Source organism: Actinomycetospora endophytica, assembly GCF_021026375.1.
In the GTDB taxonomy this organism is placed as follows: domain Bacteria; phylum Actinomycetota; class Actinomycetes; order Mycobacteriales; family Pseudonocardiaceae; genus Actinomycetospora; species Actinomycetospora endophytica.
On sequence record NZ_JAJNDB010000002.1, the window covers coordinates 20,640 to 34,896 of the forward strand.

At 75.8% G+C, this 14,257-nt stretch carries 13 protein-coding genes; 11 read left to right on the top strand and 2 right to left on the bottom strand.

Annotated elements, in window-relative coordinates; translation table 11 throughout:
* Both LQ327_RS10980 and LQ327_RS10985 read left to right on the top strand, forming a co-directional pair.
* A complete protein-coding gene (locus tag LQ327_RS10980) occupies positions 1-459 on the top strand; it encodes an HAD family hydrolase (protein WP_230733289.1) in 459 nt (152 codons plus the stop codon).
* Positions 456-1,847 (top strand): DNA polymerase IV, encoded by a 1,392-nt coding sequence (locus LQ327_RS10985; protein WP_230733290.1) that lies wholly within the window; start codon positions 456-458, stop codon positions 1,845-1,847. The genes LQ327_RS10980 and LQ327_RS10985 overlap by 4 nt, the downstream gene beginning before the upstream one ends.
* A 51-nt stretch (positions 1,848-1,898) precedes the next feature.
* Here the strand turns inward: LQ327_RS10985 and LQ327_RS10990 are convergent, their stop codons facing one another.
* The gene (locus LQ327_RS10990) at positions 1,899-3,086 is read right to left on the bottom strand and encodes an epoxide hydrolase family protein (protein ID WP_230733291.1); all 1,188 of its coding nucleotides are present in this window, start codon (positions 3,084-3,086) and stop codon (positions 1,899-1,901) included.
* A 142-nt stretch (positions 3,087-3,228) separates the two neighbouring features.
* Between LQ327_RS10990 and LQ327_RS10995 the strand changes: the two genes are divergently transcribed.
* From LQ327_RS10995 to LQ327_RS11025, 7 genes are all read left to right on the top strand, one after another.
* Complete coding sequence (locus LQ327_RS10995) at positions 3,229-3,504, top strand: hypothetical protein (protein ID WP_230733292.1); 276 nt, start codon at positions 3,229-3,231, stop codon at positions 3,502-3,504.
* 103 nt (positions 3,505-3,607) lie between these two features.
* Entirely contained in the window at positions 3,608-5,212 is a 1,605-nt protein-coding gene (gene mdlC, locus LQ327_RS11000) for a benzoylformate decarboxylase (protein WP_230733293.1), read from the top strand.
* Positions 5,213-5,349: 137 nt separating this feature from the next.
* A complete protein-coding gene (locus LQ327_RS11005) occupies positions 5,350-6,303 on the top strand; it encodes an ATP-binding protein (RefSeq protein ID WP_230733294.1) in 954 nt (317 codons plus the stop codon).
* Positions 6,304-6,320: 17 nt separating this feature from the next.
* Positions 6,321-6,719, top strand: coding sequence for an SCO5389 family protein (locus tag LQ327_RS11010; protein WP_230733295.1), 399 nt, complete (start codon positions 6,321-6,323; stop codon positions 6,717-6,719).
* Positions 6,720-7,061: 342 nt separating this feature from the next.
* Complete coding sequence (locus LQ327_RS11015) at positions 7,062-8,015, top strand: ABC transporter ATP-binding protein (protein ID WP_230735004.1); 954 nt, start codon at positions 7,062-7,064, stop codon at positions 8,013-8,015.
* Complete coding sequence (locus tag LQ327_RS11020; protein ID WP_230733297.1) at positions 8,012-8,827, top strand: ABC transporter permease; 816 nt, start codon at positions 8,012-8,014, stop codon at positions 8,825-8,827. Before LQ327_RS11015 ends, LQ327_RS11020 begins: the two co-directional genes overlap by 4 nt.
* 89 nt (positions 8,828-8,916) lie before the next feature.
* Positions 8,917-10,140, top strand: a complete 1,224-nt coding sequence (locus tag LQ327_RS11025) for a pyridoxamine 5'-phosphate oxidase family protein (RefSeq protein WP_230733299.1) — start codon at positions 8,917-8,919, stop codon at positions 10,138-10,140.
* Positions 10,141-10,191: 51 nt separating this feature from the next.
* Here the strand turns inward: LQ327_RS11025 and wrbA are convergent, their stop codons facing one another.
* Entirely contained in the window at positions 10,192-10,800 is a 609-nt protein-coding gene (wrbA, locus tag LQ327_RS11030) for an NAD(P)H:quinone oxidoreductase (protein WP_230733302.1), read from the bottom strand.
* Between the two features lie 110 nt (positions 10,801-10,910).
* Here wrbA and LQ327_RS34710 point away from each other — a divergent pair, with 110 nt between their 5' ends.
* Both LQ327_RS34710 and LQ327_RS11040 read left to right on the top strand, forming a co-directional pair.
* Complete coding sequence (locus tag LQ327_RS34710) at positions 10,911-12,341, top strand: PucR family transcriptional regulator (protein WP_230733304.1); 1,431 nt, start codon at positions 10,911-10,913, stop codon at positions 12,339-12,341.
* Complete coding sequence (locus LQ327_RS11040; RefSeq protein WP_230733306.1) at positions 12,338-14,257, top strand: homocysteine S-methyltransferase family protein; 1,920 nt, start codon at positions 12,338-12,340, stop codon at positions 14,255-14,257. Before LQ327_RS34710 ends, LQ327_RS11040 begins: the two co-directional genes overlap by 4 nt.

Consider the following 14,257-nt stretch of genomic DNA (forward strand, 5'->3'; position numbering starts at 1 on the left):
GTGAACCCGCCCTGGGCCTGCGTCGTGTGGGATCTCGACGGCACGTTGCTCCAGCGGGGCGCGGGCCGGCCGGTCGACGGCGTGGAGGGCGTGCTCGCGGCGTGGTCCGCGGCCGGCGTCGAGATGGCCGTCGCGACCTCCGCATCCACCACCCTGGCCCGCCGGGTCGTCGACGAGCTCGGGTGGTCGGGCTGGTTCGGTCACGTCGCCGGCTCCGCGCCCGGGGTCGGCGGCAAGGACGCCGTGATCGCCGAGGCGCTCCTCGGCCTGGGCCGGGTGCTGCCGGACGGTGCCCGGGACGCGGCGATGGTCGGCGACTCCCCGGCCGACGTGTGGGCCGCGCACGTCCACGGCCTGACCGCGGTCGGCGTCACCTGGAGCGGCACCCCCGCGGACGCCCTCGCCGACGCCGACCTGCTCTGGCCCCGCCCCGACGCGGCCTGGCACCCGCCGTCGTGAGCTCGGTCCGGCGGTGGGTGGTCCACCTGGACCTGGACTCGTTCTTCGCCTCCGCCGAGCAGCTGACCCGTCCCACGCTGCGGGGCCGGGCGGTCCTCGTCGGCGGGATGGGGCCGCGCGGGATCGTCGCCGGCGCCTCGGGGGAGGCGAAGGTCTCCGGCGCCCGCTCGGCGATGCCGATGGCGCAGGCGCGGCGGAGCTGTCCGCACGCGGTCGCGCTCCCGCCGCGGACGGCGGTCTACCGGACGCTGTCCGAGACGTTCTTCGCCGTGGTCCGTAGCCGGGCTCCGGTGCTCGAGCAGGTGGCCTACGACGAGACGTTCGCCGAGCCGGTCGCGCTCGCGGGGGCCGCCGAGGACGACGTACGGGCGTGGGCGGAGGAGGTCCGGGCCGAGGTCCGCGAGAAGACCGGGCTGGCGGTGTCGGTCGGGGCGGGCTCGGGCAAGCAGGTCGCCAAGATCGCCTCCGGGCTCGCGAAGCCGGACGGGGTGCACGTCGTCGCGCACGGCGGCGAACGGGAGCTGCTCGACCCGCTCCCGGTGCGCGCGCTCTGGGGGATCGGGCCGGTGGCCGAGACGACGCTCGCCCGCGCGGGGGTCACGACGGTCGCCGCGCTGGCGGCGCTGGAGCTGGGGGAGGTGACCGCGCTGCTGGGGTCGGCGGTCGGGACCGGGCTGCACCGGCTGGCGCGGGGGATCGACGACCGCGCGGTCACCGAGCGCGGCGAGGCGAAGCAGGTCAGCGCCGAGACGACCTTCGACACCGACCTCTCCGACGTCGTCGCGGTCCGCCGCGCGGTCGCCGAGCTGGCCGGGTCGGCCCACCGGCGGCTGGTGGCGTCGCGGCGGGCGGCCCGGACGGTGACGGTGAAGGTCCGCGGCGGCGACTTCGCCACCCACACCCGCTCGGAGACGACGGCGGTGGCCTCGACCGACCTCCCCACGCTCACCGAGACCGCCCAGCGGCTCGCGGTGGCGGCGCTGCCGGACGCCGGGGTGCGGCTGGTGGGCGTGTCCTACGCGGGGCTCACGACGGAGGTGCAGGGCTCACTGTTCGACGACGGGGTGGATCGCCTGGTGGAGGACCCGGCGCCCGTCGAGGACCCCGACACCGGCGCGCTGCGCCCCGTCGTGACGTCCGAGGCGCTGCCCGACGACGACCGGCTGGCCGGGGAGGAGCCGGACGCGGCGGCCGACCCCGAGCGCGCCTGGCGGACCGGGGACGACGTCGCGCATCCCGAGCACGGCCACGGCTGGGTCCAGGGGGCCGGGCACGGGCGGGTCACCGTGCGGTTCGAGACCCGCTCGACGGGCCCCGGGCGGGCGGTGACGTTCGCGAGCGAGGACCCGGAGCTCTCGCGGGCCGATCCGCTGGCGTCGCTCTCATAGGTGCGCTCCGCGCATGTGAGCACAAAGTGATGCCAGGGCGTCAATTAGTGCTCACATGCCGAAGGCACCTCGCAGCTCCGCCACGAACAGCTCCGGCTCCTCCAGCGACGCGAAGTGCCCGCCGCGGTCGAGGACGTTCCAGTAGCGCAGGTCGGTGTAGCGCGCCTCGACCCACGAGCGCGGCATCTTCGCCATCTCCGCCGGGAACATCGACACCGCCGACGGCACGGTCACCGGCGAGGACCGGTCCACGCCGGAGAAGCTCTCCCAGTACATCCGCGCCGAGGACGCCCCGGACGCGCCGAACCAGTACACGGCCACGTTGTCGAGCAGCCGTTTGCGGGGGACCGACGGCTCGAGCGTGGCACCGCCGAACGTCCACACGCCGAACTTCTCCGCGATCCAGGCGAGCTGCCCGGCCGGCGAGTCGACGAGCCCGTACCCCAGCGTCTGCGGCCGCGTCCGCTGCTGGCCGGAGTAGCCGCCACCGACCTCCCGGAACGCCCGTGCCTCGGCGAGCCACTGCTGCTCGAGCGCGGGGAGGTCCTCGGTCCGCGCGCCCTCGGGACGGTCGGCCAGCGGCATCGTCGTGTGCAGCATCGCGACCCGGTCGGGATGCCGGACGCCGATCGCCGTCGTGACCATCGCGCCCCAGTCGCCGCCCTGGGCGAGGAAGCGGTCGTAGCCCAGCCGGCCCATGAGCTCGGCCCAGGCGTCGGCGATGTGGTCGACGGTCCAGCCGGTCGTGGTCGGCTTGTCCGAGAACCCGTACCCGGGCAGCGACGGCGCGACGACGTGGAACGCCGGGTCGGCGGCGTCCGGCGGGTCGGTGAGGGCGTCCAGGACGTCGAGGAACTCCACCACCGAGCCCGGCCACCCATGGGTGATGATCAGTGGCTTAGCGTCACTGCGTGATGACCGTACGTGCAAGAAGTGGAATCCGAGACCGTCGATGACGGTGCGGTACTGACCCCGGGCGTTGAGCTCGTCGGACAGGGCGTGCACGTCGTGGTCCTCGAGCCAGGCGCGACACAGTTCCGCGACGGTGGCCGTCGGGATGCCCTGGGACCAGTCGTCGACCGGCTCCGTCTCCGGCAGCCGCACCCGGCGCAGACGTTCGTGCAGGTCAGCGACCTGGTCGTCGGGGATGTCGAGCACGAACGGGACGACGTCGCGGGTCGCGCCGAGGGGAGTGGCATCGCGGGTGGCGTCACGGGGCGCAGCGGCGTCGCGGGACATGCGCCCGACGTTAATCGCCACGCGATCACGCTGCCGTACCGGCCACCGGATGGGGTGTCACCCCACCCCGCCGTCGTCGGAACCCGGTCGCCCGAAGGTGGCATCTTCCGCCCGCGGCGTCACACGGGCCGTCATCGTGGCGATGAACGGAGCGGAGGTGATCAACGTGCTGAACGAACAGCCCGCGGCGCTGCTGGCGGCAGCGGCGGATCTGGACGAGTGCGACGGCTACGTGGTCCTGGTCTTCGACCCCGAGACCGGGGAGATGGACGCCCACGGCCCGTACGAGGGCGTCCCGGCCACGCTCCGGGCGGAGGAACTGCGCCGGAACTTCGACCAGGACGACCTGCCCGACGTGGTCGTCCGGGTCAGCCGGCTGCACCTGCCCGCACAGGTGCCCCAGCAGCAGTCGTGGTGATCGGCCGTCTGGTGGTGGGCGGCGCGAGCGGGTAGACCGTGCCGCGTGACGCGACGCGGCGGCTGCCCATGGTGACGGACACGCAGCGGAGCGGAGCTGGACCATGGTGACGGTGCGGGAGATGGCCCTCGAGCTCTTCCGGGCCCACGGCATGACGACGGTGTTCGGGAACCCCGGCTCGACCGAGCTCCCCATGCTCCAGCAGTTCCCGGACGACTTCCGGTACGTGCTCGGGCTGCAGGAGGCGGTCGTCGTCGGGATGGCCGACGGGTACGCCCAGGCGTCCGGACGGCCGACGCTGGTCAACCTGCACACCGCCCCGGGGGTCGGCAACGCGGTCGGGGCGCTGGTGAACGCGGCGGCGAACAAGACCCCGCTGGTCGTCACCGCCGGACAGCAGGTGCGCCCGATGCTGGCGCTCGAGGCGATGCTCACCAACCCGCGGGCGACCGAGCTGCCCCGCCCCACCGTGAAGTTCTCCGGCGAGCCGGCGCGCGCCGCCGACGTGCCCGCGCTGCTCGCCCGGGCGATCCACGCGGCCACGACTCCGCCGACCGGCCCGGTCTTCGTCTCGATCCCGATGGACGACTGGGACGTCGAGCTCACCGGCCCGGACCTCGAGGTCGCGCAGCGGGCGGTGCGGCGGTCGGTCCGCGCGCCGCTGCTTCCCGACGAGAGCGGGCTCGGGACGTTGGTGGCCGCGCTCGACGGCGCGACGGCGCCGGCCCTCGTCGTCGGCGGTGACGTCGACGCGGGCGGCGGGTTCGACGACGCCGTGGCACTGGCCGAGCGCTGCTCCGCGGCGGTCTACGGGCCGCCGGTCGACGGCCGGGTCGCCTTCCCCGAGGACCACCCGCTCTTCCGCGGCGCGCTGCCGATGGCCATCGCCCCGCTGGCGCAGACGCTCGAGCCGCACGACGTCGTCGTCGTCCTCGGGACCGCCGTCTTCCGCTACTACCCCTATGTGCCGGGGCGGTTCCTGCCCGACGGCACGGAGCTGCACCACGTCACCGCCGACCCCGACGAGGCCGCCCGCGCCCCGATGGGGGACGCGCTGATCGCCGACCCGACGACGGTCGTGCGGGCGCTGCGCGACCGGGTGGCGGCGTCGTCCCGGCCGGTGCCCGGGTCGGCGCCGACCGCGGAGGCGGCACCGGTGTCGGCGACGCCGGGCACGCTGACGGCCGAGGAGGTCTTCGACGTCCTCGGGGCGGTCTGGCCCGCCGACGGCGTGGTGGTGGACGAGTCACCGTCGAACCGGGCCGCGCTGCACGCGCGCCGGCCGGTGCGGCGTCCGGCGAGCTCGTTCTTCACGACGTCGGGTGGGCTCGGGTTCGGGCTGCCGGCGGCGGTGGGCGTGGCGCTGGCCGATCCTTCGCGGCCGGTGCTCGCCGCGATCGGCGACGGCTCCATGCAGTACGCGATCCAGGCCCTCGCGACGGCGTCCGCGCTCGCGGTCCCCGTCACGGTGATGGTCCTCGAGAACCACGAGTACGCGATCCTCAAGTGGTTCGCCGCCCGCGAGAACACCCCGAAGGCGCCCGGGCTGGACCTCCCGCCGGTCGACTTCACCGCTCTCGCCGCCGGGTACGGCGTGCCGGCCGAGCGGGTGTCGACGGTGGACGAGCTGCGTGCGGCGCTGGAGCGCGGGCGGGACGCGGACGGGCCGCGGCTGGTGTCGGTGCCGCTCGGGCGGCCTTCGGGCTGAGCGCGCGGGTTGCTGGCCGGCTCGCCGGACGAACGGCTCGTTCGTCACCTTCGAGGGTGACGAACGGCCCGTTCGTGCGTTCCGGCCGAGCACCCCCCGATCGATAACGACAATCGTTGTCGGCTAGGTTCTCGCCCGTGAAGATCGCCTTCGTCGGGAAGGGCGGGAGCGGCAAGACCACGCTCGCGTCGCTGTTCGCGCTGCGTGCCGCCGCGACCGGGGCGCCCGTGCTCGCGCTCGACGCCGACATCAACCAGAACCTCGCGGTCGCCCTCGGCGCGACGCCCGAGATCGCCGCCGGCCTGCCCACGCTCGCCGGGCACGTCGGGGTGCTCAAGGAGTGGCTGCGCGGCGACAACCCGCGCCTGCCCAGCGCCGGGGACATGATCAAGACGACGCCGCCCGGGCAGGGGTCGCGACTCGTGCGCGTCGTCGAGGACAACCCGGCCTACGACGCCGCGATCCGCGAGGTCGTGCCCGGCGTCCGGCTCGGCACGGCGGGCGCGTTCGACGACGCCGACCTCGGCGTCGCGTGCTTCCATGCCAAGACCGGGGCCGTCGAGCTGCTGCTCGGCCACCTCGTCGACGGTCCCGGCGAGTACGTCGTCGTCGACATGACCGCGGGCGCCGACGCGTTCGCCTCCGGGCTGTTCACGCGCTTCGACCTGACCGTGCTGGTGTGCGAGCCGACGCTGCGCGCGGTCGGGGTCGTGCGGCAGTACGCCGGCTACGCCCGGGAGTTCGGGGTCCGCCTCGGCGTCGTCGGGAACAAGATCGCCGATCCCGACGACGAGGAGTTCCTGCGGTCCTCGCTCGCGGACGCCGGCGTCGAGCTGCTCGCGTCCGTGGGGTCGTCGCGCCACGTCCGCGCGGGCGACCGCGGCGGTGACCGTGCGATCGAGGGCCTCGAACCGGAGAACGCCGCGGCCCTCGACGCGCTGCGCACCTCGCTCGACGCGATCCCGCAGGACTGGCCGCAGTTCCAGGCGGACACCGTCGCCCTGCACCGCCGCAACGCCGAGGCGTGGGCAGGCGCCCACCTGCTCGACCAGATCGACCCCGATTTCGTCCCGTCCCTCGTCGACCACTGATCAACCCGGAGGTTCCCGTGTCCCTCGACGTCTCTCCCGACCTGCTCGCCGCCGCGGAGTGCGGTGAGGTCGACGACGCCGCGTTCGTCGACTGCGTGCGCGGCTCGCTGCCCTACGCCTGGACGGTCGTGTCCTCCGTCGCCGGCGCGGGCCCGGTGCCCGGCTCGCCGACCGTGCACGAGGTCCCGCCGCCGTCGGAGGCCGAGCGGGGTCAGCTGCTGCGCGCCCTGGCCTCGGATGCGATCCGCGGCGGGCTCGAGCGCCACTTCGGCGTGCGGCTCGCGTTCCAGAACTGCCACAAGGTCGCCGCGTTCTCGCCGGAGGGCCTGGCCGACCGCGACGCCGACACCTACGCGGCGTTCGTCTCCCCGCGCGGCCAGCTGCTCAACCAGAGTCCGGAGCTGCGCGACTGCTGAAGATCCCCCCCAACGCCGGTTCTGGGCGAAGGGCACCTTCGGTCGACTAGATCGGCCGTGGGCGCCCACCGCCGGAACCCCGGTGCTCGCCGTCGTTCTGAGCGAGGGGACCCTTCGCTCGGTCTACTCGACCGAAGGTGCCCTTCGCTCGGAATGAACCGAGCGGGGGTTGACCTCAACGATGCTTGAGGTCGAACCCTGTCCGGCATGACCGCTCCCACCAGCAATCGACATGCCCCACCCGTGGGACCCCCGGTAGCGTCGCCGCACGTGTCGACCGAGACCCGGGACGTCGCCCTCCCGGACCACCCCGCGCCCGACGCCGCGGCGCCGGCCGTCGAGGTGGCCGACCTCGTCAAGCGCTACCCCAAGGCCCGGACCAACGCCGTCGACGGCATCTCGTTCGCCGTCGCGCCCGGCGAGGTGTTCGGCCTGCTCGGCCCCAACGGCGCCGGCAAGACCACCACGATCGGCGTGCTCACCACCCGGGTGCGCAAGACCGCCGGGCGGGCCACCGTCGCGGGCATCGACGTCGCCACCGACCCGGTCGGGGCGCGGGCGGTGCTCGGCGTCGTCCCGCAGCGGCCCAACCTCGACCGCTCCCTCGACGCCAAGGGCAACCTCGTCTGGCACGCGGCGTACCACGGGGTGCCGCGGTCGCAGCGCGGTCCGCTCGCCGACGAGCTCCTCGCGCGCATGGGGCTCACGGACAAGGCGGACACGAACCCCGACGAGCTCTCCGGCGGCCAGGCGCAGCGCCTGATCATCGCGCGCGGGCTCATGCACGACCCGCAGGTGCTCTTCCTCGACGAGCCCTCCACCGGCCTGGACCCGCAGGCCCGGCTGTTCGTCCACGACCGGGTCGCCGAGCTCGCGGCGGGCGGGGTCACCGTCGTGCTCACCACCCACGACATGGACGAGGCGGCCAAGCTCTCCGACCGCGTCGGCATCGTCGACCACGGCCGCCTGCTCGCGCTCGATACGCCCGCCGCGCTGGTCGCGGGGCTGTCCGGCTCGGCGACGGTGGACCTCGACGTCGTCGGGACCGGGACCACCCCGCTGCGCGAGCGGCTCGCCGCCGTCCGCGGCACCGCGGGCGTGGAGGTGCTCGACGCCGGCACCCAGGAGGGCGGCGCGGCCCGGCTGCGCGCCCGCGTGGACGGCGAGGCGGGCGCGGCGCTGCCCGGCCTGCTCGACGAGGTCGCGGCGGCGGGCGGGCGCGTCCTCGACGTGGGGCTCGGGGAACCGACGCTCGAGGACGTCTTCATCGACCTGACGGGGCGGGGGCTGCGATGAGCGCGGCGACGATCACGACGACGACCCGGCCGTCACGGCGCACGTCGACGACGCGCGCGTTCCTCGGGGTGCTGGGCCGCGACATCGCGGTGACCGGCAAGGAGTTCGGCAGCTTCCTGTCGCAGGTCATCGTGCAGCCGTTCTTCCTGCTGTTCGTCTTCGGCAAGGTGCTCAGCGAGCTCGGCTACATCGCGCCCGGTTACGCGCAGCTGCTGCTGCCCGGCCTGCTCGCCCTGAACGCGTTCCTCGTCGCGGTGCAGGCGGTCGCGCTGCCCCTGGTGATCGACTTCAGCTACACCAAGGAGATCGAGGACCGGCTGCTCGCGCCGTTGTCGACGCGGATGGTCGCGGTCGAGAAGGTGGTGTTCGGCGCGCTACGGGGCCTGCTCGGGTCGTTGGTGATGATCCCGGTCGGCTACCTGGTGCTCGACAAGGTGTCGTGGGACCTGGCCGGCCTGCCGCAGTCGGCGCTGCTGCTCGTGCTCGGTGCGCTCGCCGGGGGCGCGTCCGGTCTGGTGATCGGGACGCTCGTCTCGCCACGGCGGATCAACATCGTGTTCGCGGTGGTCATCACCCCGCTGCTGTTCACCGGCTCGACCCAGTTCCCGTTCCTGCAGATCGGCTCGCTGCGCTGGTTCCAGGTGATCTGCGCGCTCAACCCGATCACCTACGTCTCCGAGGGGCTCCGCGGCGCGCTGACGCCGCAGATCCCGCACCTGCCGGCGTGGGTGTGCTTCGCGGCGCTCGTCGTGGCCTGCGTGCTGTTCGGAGCGGTCGGCATCCAGGGGTTCGTCCGGCGGGCCCTGGACTGACCCTCGGTCGGCACGGCATCCTCCAGGCGTCACATCGCCGGTAGCTCGTTCGGGCGACGGTGGTGACTCCGGGGGGCGGGGGAACGGGCATGGCATCGGAGACCGGGCGGGTCGGGGAGCAGGACACCGCCGAGGAGGCCGGCCGCAACGGCGCGACGGTGCCGTCGCCGCGCGTCGGCGGGAATCCCCGGTCCGACGACGAGGCCCGCCCCGACGACGAGGCCCGGTCCGACGACGAGGCCCGCCCCGACGACGAGGCCCGCCCCGACGACGACGGGTCCGCGCCGGACGCCGAGGAGGACGTCGACACCGGCCCGCTGCGCGGTGACGTCCTCGGGCGCATCGCCGGCGCCACGACCGCGGTGCTCGCCACGACCGACCGCGACGGCGCGCAGGACATCAGCGTCCTCGGCGGGTCACGCTGCTTCCTGCGGGTGCTCGACCGGCACCGCTTCGCCTTCCCCGAGTCGGGCACCGAGCCCGCGACGGCCGCCCGGGTGAACCTCGCCGAGACCCCCGCCGTCGCGATGCTGCTGCTGGTCGGCGGCACCGGGCGGGCGCTGCACGTCAACGGCACCGCCCGCGTCGTGCCCGCCGCCGAACTGCGCGACGAGGACCCCACCGTCCCGGAGCGCCCCGTCCCCGGGGAGTCCACGGACGTGTGGGTCGTCGTCGAGGTCGGTGATCTCCAGCCGCTCGACGGCGAGGACGTCCCGCGCCTGGGCGGGCCGGTCCGTCCGGGAGTCGCACCGCCCGCGCCCGGTGCCTCGTCCGGGCCCCGCGGACGGACGCTGATCGCGGCGCTCGTCGCCCTCGTCGTCGTGTGCCTCGCCGTCGTCGGGGTGGCCGCCGTCGTGTCCCGGCCGGCGACACCCGCGCCCGCCCCGCCGCCGGCACCCGTCGCCGATCCCGGGCCGACGGGCCCGCCGACCCTGCGCGGCCGGGTCACCGACGTCGGAGACCCGGCGACCGTCGTGGTCGACGTGGCCGGACGCCCCGTCACCGTCGGCATCGTCGGGCTCGACGCGGCGACGATCCCGGACTGCGCCCGGCAGGAGTCGCTGGACTTCGCCCGTCGCACCCTCGACGGCCAGACCGTCACCCTGGTGCCCGACCCGACGCTCCCGACCCAGCCCGGCGTCACCCGCGCCTACGCGGTGCTGGGCAGCCAGCTGTCCTACACCGACGCGGCGATCCGCGGCGGCCACGCGCCGGCGGCGGGCCCGTCGCAGTATCGCGGGGTGTTCGACGGCGAGCAGCGCGACGCGAAGGACGCGGGCGACGGCATGTGGGGTCCGCCCTGTGTCCGGTAGGTGCGCTCCGCGCCGGTGAGCAGTAATTGACGCCGGGGCGTCACTTACTGCTCACGAGCGCGACAGCGCACCCAGCGCACCGGCGATCCCCGCCAGCCGCGCGCCCTGCACCCGGGCCGCGCCGGTCGCGCTGTCGTCGGGCGCCGCCGACTTCCGTGACACCCAGGACGCGCCGTAGGGGTTCCCGGTCTCCATCAGCGACGGGTCGGCCGCGTAGCCGAGGGGCATGATCAGCGAGCCCCAGTGGTAGAAGACCATGTTCATCGCGACGATCGTCGCCTCCAGCCCGCCGTGACCGGTCGAGGCCGAGGTGAACGACGTCCCGACCTTCGACGCGAGCTTCCCCTGCGCCCACAGCCCGCCAGTGGTGTCGAGGAACGCCTTGAGCTGTTCGGCCGCCGCCCCGAACCGGGTGGGGCTGCCGAGCGCGATCCCGTCGGCCCACTCGAGGTCGTCGAGGGAGGCGACGGTGTCGTAGGGGTTGTTGTCCACCCACTCCTTCCAGCGGCGGTTCCCCTCGATCGCCTCCCGCGGCGCGCGCTCGGCGACCGGCCGCACGCGGACCTCCGCCCCGGCGCCCCGGGCCCCCTCGGCGAGCGCCTCGGCCAGGGCGGCGACGTTGCCGGTGGCGGAGTAGAAGACGACGACGATGTTGGCCACGAGGGACGGACCTCCGGAGGGGAGCGGACGGTGTCGTGACCCACCCTCTCGCGCCGGCGCCGACCGCGCGTTCCCAGGCCCGGCGCCGTGCCGCGCGGCACACTGGTCGGGTGGCGACGGCGGGTCGGTTCCCTCCGGGCCGTCCGGCGGGTCCGCTCCGGGCGGCCCCGTCGCGCACGGTGCCCGGCTCGGCGCGGCCGGCCGAAGGGCGCGGCCCGGGTGGGGCCGGCGCCGAGGCACTCCGCGGCCTCGTCGTGCTGCACCGCCGCCTCTCGACCCTCGCGACCGCGCACGACTCCGGCCCCGCCGCCGTCGTCGCGCTGCTCGCCGAGGAGCTCGGCGCGGTCGCCGGGGTGATCGGCACCGGGCCGGAGCACGCGGTCCTCGCGGCCTGCGCGCCCGGTGTCGACGAGGCCCGGGCGGCGGCGGTCCTGCGGGCCGAGGTCACCGGATCCCGGGCCCGGCGGGTCCTCGCGGCCGCGGAGCGGGGCGGCCGGGCGCTGCGCGTGCCGGGCAACGGGACGTGGGTACGCGTCGTGGTGCCGGTGGTCGTGGGCGGCGACACCGCGGCGTTCCTCATCGCCGAGGAGGACCCGGCGCAGCGCGACCGGCCCGCCGCGCTCGAGGGCGACGACGTCCTGCTGCTCGCCGCCGAGCACGCCGCGACGATCGTCGGGGTGCTCCTCGGCCGCGAGCGGGTGCTCGCCGCGGCCGCGGGCCACGTCCGGGACGACCTGCTCTCCGGGCTCCTGCTCGGCCGGGCCCGCTCCGCCGAGGAGGCCGCGCAGTGGGCCGAGCACGTGGGGTTCGACGCCGGCGTCGCCCACCGGGTGCTCGTGGTGGTGCCGCGCGGCGAGCCCACCGACCCGGCGACCGCCCACCCCGAGCCCACCGACCCCGAGGCCACCACCGCCCGGCCGTTGCTGCTGGCCGAGGTCCGCGACCGGCTGGCCCGGCTGGTCCCCGGCGTCCTCGCCCTGGTCCGCGACAGCGAGGTGGTGGCCCTCGTGCCGGTCGCGGCCGACCCGGTCGCCGTCGGGACCGCCGCCGCGCGGGCCTTCGTCCGGGGCCTCGAACCGTCCGCGGCGGACGCCGGCCGGTGGCCGGTGACGGTGGCCCTGGGCCGCGAGGTCGACGACGTGCCGGGGCTGCCGCGGTCCTACGACCAGGCCCGCCGCACCCTCGATGCCGCGCGCCGCCTCGGCTGGGAGGGCCGGCTGCTGCGCTTCGACGACCTCGGCGTGCACCGGCTGCTGCTGCAGGTCCCCGACCCGGAGGACGCCCGGGCGTTCGCCCGCGAGGTGCTCGGGCGCCTGGCCACCGACTCCTCGGAGCGCACCGTCGAGCTCGTCCGCACCCTCGCCCGGTACTTCCGCGAGGACGGCAGCCCGCAGCGCACCGCGAAGGTCCTCTCCGTGCACCCGAACACCGTCGGCTACCGGCTGCGCCGCGCCGAGGAGCTCTCCGGGCTCGCGCTGGACCACTACCAGGACCGGCTCGCCGCGCAGGTCGCCCTCGAGATCCTCGGGTGGATGGAGTGACCGGGTTCGACGAGGCCCTCCGCGCCGGTCCGCTGCTCGCCGACGGCGCCATGGGCACGCTCGCGCAGGCCACCGGCGCCCGCTCCGAGGGCTCGGGCAGCGAGCTGGCGCTGTTCGCCCCGGAGCTCGTCGGGGCGCTGCACCGGCGCTACCTCGACGCCGGCGCCCAGGTGCTGCAGACCCACACCTACGGCGCGATCCGGCCGCGGCTGGCCCGCCACGGCCTGGCCGACCGGGTCCGCGACGTGAACCTCGCCGCGGCCCGGCTCGCCCGGCGGACCGTCGAGGACGCCGCCCCCGGACGCCCGGTGTACGTCGCCGGGTCGGTGTCGCCCGCGACCTCACCCCGGGCCGCGCCCCCGCCCGACCCCGCGACGGTGCGCGCCGCGGTCCGCGAACAGGTCGCCGCCCTGGACGAGGGCGGGGTCGACCTGGTCGTGCTGGAGACCTTCGCGTGCGCCGACGAGCTCGTGGAGGCGCTCGAGGCGGCCCGCGAGGTCAGCGACCTCCCGATCATCGCCCAGGCCACGTTCGCCGACGAGGACGGCACTCCGGTCACCACCCACGGCGAGACCCCGGAGCAGGTGGCCGCGATCGTGGGGGCGCTGCGGCCGGTCGCCGTCGGGTCCAACTGCACCCTCGGCCCGCAGGGGCTGCTGACGGTGGTGCGGCGGATGGCGACCGTCGTGCCCGACGGCGTGCTGGTCACCGCGCTGCCCAACGCCGGGCTGCCCCACGTCGTGTCGGACCGCTCGGTGCGCTTCGCCTCCGACGCCGAGCACTTCGGTCGCTACGCCGCCCACTACGTCGCGGCGGGCGCCAGCCTGGTCGGTGGCTGCTGCGGGACCACGCCGGCCCACGTCGCCGCGGCCGCCCGGGCCCTGACCGAGGGCCCGCTGCTCACCGGGACGCCCGACCCGCCGTCGTCCCCGGTGGTCGTCACCGGCGCGGCCGCGACCGAGGAGGCGCCCGACGACGGGTCGGGCCCGGTCCCGGGGCCCGGCCGCGGCGCCCTGGCCGGGTGGCTGGACGCGCGGGCCGGCCGTCGCCGGACGCTGCTGGTCGCGGAGGCCACGGTGCCCGGCCCGGACGACCTGTCGGTGGCGCGCGGGCGGGCGGCGCTGGGGGCGGGCGCGCAGGTGCTCTGGTCGGGCCGGGAGCGCTCCCGTCGGCCGCTGACCACCGCCGCCGCCGTGGCCGCGGCGCTGCACGAGCGCACGGCCGCCGACGTCATGCTCACCGTGACCAGCTGGAACACCAGCCGGATGGCGCTGCAGGCCGACCTGCTCGGGCTGGATGCGCTCGGCGTGCACGCGCTGGTGTGCGAGACCGGCAACCCGCCGGTGCACGCCGACCGCCCGGTGCGCGACGGCGTGTGGGAGGTGGACGCGGTCGGCCTCGTCGAGCTCGCGACCTCCCTCGCCCGCGGGGTCGACCCCGACGGCTCGCCGCTGCCCGTGGCGTGCCCGTTCCGGGTCGGGGTCCGCGTCACGCCCGGGTCCGACGACCTCGACCGCGAGCTGGCGCGGGTGCGGACGAAGGTCGAGGCGGGCGCGGAGTACCTCGTGACCCGGCCGGTCTACGAGCTCGACCGGCTGAGCCGGGTGCTCGACGGGCTCGACGCGACCGGCGTCCGGGTGCCGGTGCTGCTGACCGTCGCGCCGCTGTCGGGGTTCGCCGAGGCCGAGCAGCTGCGCCACGAGGTGCCCGACATCGTGCTGCCCGACGCGGTCCTCGAGGGCGCGCGCCGCGCGGGGGAGGACCCGGAGCCGGGCCTGGAGCTCGCCTCGGGCCTGGTCGCCGAGGCGGTCGGCGACGGCCTCGTCGACGGCGTGGTCGTGCGTCGGCCCGGGCCGCCGGCCGCCCTCGCCGAGGCGGTGTCCCGCCTCGGTGCGGCGCTCGGGGTCCGCGCCTGA